Source organism: Methylophaga sp. UBA1464 (assembly GCF_002325665.1).
Taxonomy (GTDB): Bacteria; Pseudomonadota; Gammaproteobacteria; order Nitrosococcales; family Methylophagaceae; genus Methylophaga.
This window is the reverse complement of the sequence record NZ_DCSO01000109.1, coordinates 72,487-76,315: the sequence shown is the minus strand read 5'-3', so window position 1 is coordinate 76,315 and position 3,829 is coordinate 72,487. Positions and strand designations below refer to the sequence as shown.

Annotated in this window: 6 protein-coding genes; 2 read left to right on the top strand and 4 right to left on the bottom strand. The window is 45.3% G+C overall.

Annotated elements, in window-relative coordinates; genetic code table 11:
• From B3O33_RS15055 to orn, 3 genes are all read right to left on the bottom strand, one after another.
• Positions 1-843, bottom strand: an 843-nt coding sequence (locus B3O33_RS15055; RefSeq protein WP_292363896.1) for an exonuclease domain-containing protein, incomplete at its 3' end; no start/stop codon positions are given.
• Positions 844-877: 34 nt separating this feature from the next.
• The gene (locus B3O33_RS15050) at positions 878-1,030 is read right to left on the bottom strand and encodes a DUF2256 domain-containing protein (RefSeq protein ID WP_292361969.1); all 153 of its coding nucleotides are present in this window, start codon (positions 1,028-1,030) and stop codon (positions 878-880) included.
• An 85-nt stretch (positions 1,031-1,115) separates the two neighbouring features.
• Positions 1,116-1,667 carry an oligoribonuclease gene (gene orn / locus B3O33_RS15045; protein WP_292361970.1) on the bottom strand — a complete coding sequence of 184 codons (552 nt, stop codon included), beginning with the start codon at positions 1,665-1,667 and terminating at the stop codon, positions 1,116-1,118.
• A gap of 109 nt (positions 1,668-1,776) precedes the next feature.
• Here orn and B3O33_RS15040 point away from each other — a divergent pair, with 109 nt between their 5' ends.
• Both B3O33_RS15040 and B3O33_RS15035 read left to right on the top strand, forming a co-directional pair.
• Positions 1,777-3,024: a M48 family metallopeptidase gene (locus B3O33_RS15040; protein ID WP_292361971.1), complete on the top strand. Its 1,248-nt coding sequence runs from the start codon at positions 1,777-1,779 to the stop codon at positions 3,022-3,024.
• 12 nt (positions 3,025-3,036) lie between these two features.
• Positions 3,037-3,300 carry a c-type cytochrome gene (locus tag B3O33_RS15035; RefSeq protein ID WP_292361972.1) on the top strand — a complete coding sequence of 88 codons (264 nt, stop codon included), beginning with the start codon at positions 3,037-3,039 and terminating at the stop codon, positions 3,298-3,300.
• Here B3O33_RS15035 and B3O33_RS15030 read toward each other — a convergent pair.
• On the bottom strand, positions 3,301-3,829 hold a 529-nt coding region (locus tag B3O33_RS15030), incomplete at its 5' end, for a GGDEF domain-containing protein (RefSeq protein WP_292363895.1).

Here is a 3,829-nt window from a genome sequence, read left to right as displayed (position 1 = left end):
CATTTGGTACAGCCGTTTGGCTTTGGTCTGTCGCCGGTTATAGCGTGGCGTTTGGCTTTTGATTAACTGATTTTCCAGTAACTGCGCGCCAAAGTCGGAAGGCGTTTCAATAAAGTCGATGTGTTGCAGTTGTTGTTGCATCTCGCTGTTGCGCTGTTTGCCATTTATGACAAAGTGACTCAAAACACGTTGTTTGATATTGACGGATTTACCTATATAAAGAAGTACGCCTTGTTCATCAAAGAACTGATATACACCAGGCCGTTCGGGCAGTTTATTAATTTCATTAATATCGAGATGACTGGGCAGTCGGGTTTGTTGGGACAGCTGCTGACAGGCTTGCTGAATGGTTGATTCATCAAAGTCATGTTGGGTCTGCTGGAATAATTCAAGAATGACCTGTGCATCATCCATTGCCCGATGGCGTTGATTAATAGTCAAACCGAGGCGGGAGACAATGGCATCAATGCCATGACGACGCTGTTCCGGGTAAAGCAGTCGACTGATTTTAACCGAACATAATGTTTTGGCTGAAAAGGTAATACCTATGCGGCGAAAGGATTCTCGAATAAAGCCATAATCAAAGCGCACATGATGGGCAACAAATACTTTGTCCGCTAAACGTTGGTGCAATTCTTCAGCAATGTCGGCAAAGGACGGTTGGTTTGCCACCATTGAATCGGTAATGCCGGTTAATTTGCTGATCCATGGTGGAATACTGATACCGGGATTGATTAAGGTTTGCCAGCGATCGGTTTCCACACCATCGGTGATTTCTATCAGGGCAACCTCAGTGAGCCGATCACGTAATGCATTGCCACCGGTTGTTTCGCAGTCAAGCAATACCAATTTTTCCGNNGAAAACCCAGTAGCGGTTTCATGGATGAATCGCTGATTTACGGTTACGGCGACAGCGTTCGGAACAGTACAAAACCTGCTCCCAACAGTCACGCCATTTTTTTCGCCAGCTGAACGGACGGTTGCAGACCATACAAAATTTGGATGGTAAGTTTGGTTTGAAATGCACCATTACAATCACAATTTAATTGAGTGTAATGATCATCCTGCGGTTGTCGTGAAATTACCGTGAATTGAAATTGTTATAAATTGTAAATTTACTCTGGCACTTTAATCATGTGCTCGCGGTAATGCTGCAGTTCGCGGATGGAGTCCTTGATATCGTCCATTGCCAGATGTGATGATTTTTTCTTGAAGGCTTTTTCAACTTTGGGGGCCCAGCGACGCGCTATTTCCTTGAAACTGCTGACATCCAGATTACGATAATGGAAATAGGCTTCCAGATCGGGCATCAACCTCGCCATAAATCGACGATCCTGACAGATACTGTTACCGCACATGGGTGATGTACCGGCGGGTACATATTTTTTTAGAAATTCCAATGTTTCCTGTTCGGCCTGCTCAACAGTGACAACACTATTACGCACCCGTTCAGTGAGGCCGGAGCCACCATGTTGTCTGGTATTCCACTCATCCATCCCTGCGAGAATCGAATCTGGCTGATGAATTGCGAGAATGGGCCCTTCTGCCAGGATGTTGAGCTCGCCGTCAGTGACAATGGTGGCGATTTCGATAATATAGTCGTTATTGGTGTCGAGACCGGTCATCTCCAGGTCAATCCAGATCAGGTTATGTTTGCTTTTGGCCATGGGCTCCATCTTTTTATTACTACAGATTTAGGTGAACTATGTTGCCATTAATTGTATCAAAGGCTAATGTACGCAACACATTATAGGATTCTAACTGGTTTAAAAAATTATGAATGAATTTAGCTGGATATTTTTAATTGCTCTCGCCCTGATGACGGGGATTGAGATCTGGTTGTCATTGCGTCAACGTCGCCATGTGCTGGCGAATCGCGATGAAGTGCCTGCCGCATTTCGTGAGCAGATTGGTCTTGCCGCACACCAGAAAGCCGCTGACTATACCGCTGCCAAAGGGGCTCAAATGCGCCGCGAAAGTTTATTTGGAGCTGTAGTGTTAATCCTCTGGACCCTGGGCGGTGGTTTGGCATTATTGTCCGGGGCATGGGAAAGTTTAGGCTGGTCAGCGATGACCACTGGTGTCGTGTTGATTTTGAGCTTTTTGCTGATTGGCTCAATACTTGAACTGCCTTTATCCTGGTATCGCACCTTTGTGATGGAAGAAAAATTCGGATTTAACCGCAACACGCCAGCCTTGTTTATGGGGGACTTTGCCAAACAGTTACTGTTGATGCTGGTATTAGGTGCGCCAATTGCCTGGGTGACTTTATGGCTGATGAACAGCACCGGTGATTTCTGGTGGTTATATTTATGGGCAGCCTGGATGGTTTTTGCCGTGGTAATGATGTGGGCTTATCCTGCGTTTATCGCACCATTGTTTAACAAGTTCACGCCGTTAGATGATGCCAACCTGAAACAAAAGGTTGAGAGTTTATTGCAACGTTGTGGTTTTAAGAGCCAGGGCATTTATGTGATGGACGGTTCGCGCCGCAGTGGACATGGCAATGCCTATTTCACTGGCTTGGGTAATAACAAACGCATCGTGTTTTTTGATACGTTGTTGAATACCCTGAACGAAGATCAGATTGAAGCGGTATTGGCCCATGAGTTGGGACATTTTCGTCGCAAGCATGTTATAAAAAATATGCTGATGATGGCTGTGATGAGCCTAGTTGGTCTGGCGTTGTTAGGTTGGGCTTCAACTCAAACCTGGTTCTACTCCGGTCTGGGCGTGGAAACACAAAATAATGCGATTGCATTGATTCTGTTTATGCTGGTGATTCCGGTATTCAGTTTCTTCCTGCATCCTTTAATGACATCTATGTCTCGCAAATATGAATTTGAAGCGGATGCCTATGCTGCTTCGGTTTCCAGTGCGGATGATTTGATTACCGCACTGGTGGCTTTGTATAAAGAAAATGCCAGTACGCTGACACCGGATCCATTGGTTTCAGCTATTTATGACTCGCATCCACCGGCATCACTGCGTATTGCCGCGTTGCAGACTCGAGTCGCCGGATAGATGCGTTATTTAGTGACTTTGATTTTTCTGTGTGTCAGCGCAACGGCGCTGGCACAGGGAAAACAATTACACGATGCCAATTGTATGCAATGTCACGCGTCTTTGGCAGATGGCCAACCCAATTCAATCTATAGTCGATCGAATAGAGGGGTTAAAACACTGGATGGGCTGGAAAAACGGGTGGCAAATTGTGCGATTGCCGCCGATGTGAACTGGACCCCTGCTCAACAAAAGCAAGTTGTAGAGTATCTCAACAGTCAGTTTTACAAATTCTGATTAACGCAACGTAAGACAATTTCTGCCAGCGGCTTTTGATTCATATAAAGCGACATCGGCACGCTCGATAATATTCAATGAGGTATCACCAGGCTGATACTGACTCAACCCTACAGAAACAGTGACCATACCAATTGTTTCATCACTGTCTTTTTTCTTCAGATTACTGCTCGCCAGCTGTTGGCGAATCCTATCGGCAATTTGCACGGCTTTATGTGAAGGGGTGTCGATAAAAATTAATGCCATCTCTTCTCCGCCAAAACGTGCTGCGATATGCGGTTTGTCTTCACAATGTTTTTTCAATATGCTGGCAAAAAACTGTAAGACTTTATCGCCGAGCAAGTGGCCGAATCTATCATTGACCTGTTTGAAATGATCGATATCAAATAAGGCGAGGGTGAATGTCGTTTCACTGTGCAGGCACAACTCACTTAATTCTTTATTCAGACAGGCACGATTCACCAGACCTGTTAAGCCATCAGTCTTCGCCTGCTCTTTAACGGCCTGTAATTCTTTCCTCAATTTAATA

Coding starts and splice junctions, on each gene's coding strand:
- B3O33_RS15050 (WP_292361969.1), bottom strand. CDS start 1,030: ATGGTGCATTTCAAACCAAACTTACCATCCAAATTTTGTATGGTCTGC.
- orn (WP_292361970.1), bottom strand. CDS start 1,667: ATGGCCAAAAGCAAACATAACCTGATCTGGATTGACCTGGAGATGACC.
- B3O33_RS15040 (WP_292361971.1), top strand. CDS start 1,777: ATGAATGAATTTAGCTGGATATTTTTAATTGCTCTCGCCCTGATGACG.